The sequence below is a fragment of the Planosporangium flavigriseum genome (genome assembly GCF_011947225.1).
Classification (GTDB): Bacteria; Actinomycetota; Actinomycetes; order Mycobacteriales; family Micromonosporaceae; genus Planosporangium; species Planosporangium flavigriseum.
In genome coordinates, this window is the sequence record NZ_JAATVW010000068.1 from 1 (window position 1) to 682 (window position 682).

At 70.5% G+C, this 682-nt stretch carries 1 protein-coding gene; it reads right to left on the reverse strand.

Translation table 11 applies throughout. The features are described from left to right. A partial coding sequence (locus tag HC028_RS26845) for a methyl-accepting chemotaxis protein (protein ID WP_338091302.1) occupies positions 1–509 on the reverse strand: 509 nt, incomplete at its 3' end. Between the last annotated feature and the right edge of the window lie 173 nt (positions 510–682).

A 682-nucleotide genomic window follows, 5' to 3' on the forward strand; every position in this document is an offset into this window, starting at 1 on the left:
GCGATCTCGGTCGCGCCGGTGGCCGCCTCGGCCACGTTGCGGCTCATCTCGCTGGTCGTCGCGCTCTGCTCCTCGACCGCCGACGCGATCGTCTCCTGGAAGCTGTTGATCTGCCCGATCACCTCGGCGATGTGCGCGATCGCCTCGACCGCCGCGGTGGAGTCGGTCTGGATCGACTGAACCCGCCGAGAGATGTCCTCGGTCGCCTTCGCCGTCTCCTGCGCCAGATCCTTGACCTCGGTCGCCACGACCGCGAAGCCCTTACCCGCCTCACCGGCGCGCGCGGCCTCGATCGTGGCGTTGAGCGCCAGCAAGTTGGTCTGCTCCGCGATCGACGTGATCATCTTGACCACATTGCCGATCTCGACGCTCGACTCACCCAGCCGGCCGACCGTCGCGGTCGCGGTCTCCGCCCCGGAAACGGCGGTCGCGGCCACCTTCGCCGCCTCGGTCGCATTGTGCGCGATCTCCCGGATCGACGCGCCCATCTCCTCCGCGCTCGTCGCCACCGTGCTGACGTTGCTCGAGACCTGCTCGGCGGCTGCCGACACGACCCCGGCCTGCGCGCTGCTCTCCTCCGCCGACGCCGCGATCTGCGCCGACACGCTCGACATCTCCTCGCTCGACGAGGCCAGCCGCTGCGAGCTACCCGCGACCGCGCCGATCGCGCTGCGCAGGCTCG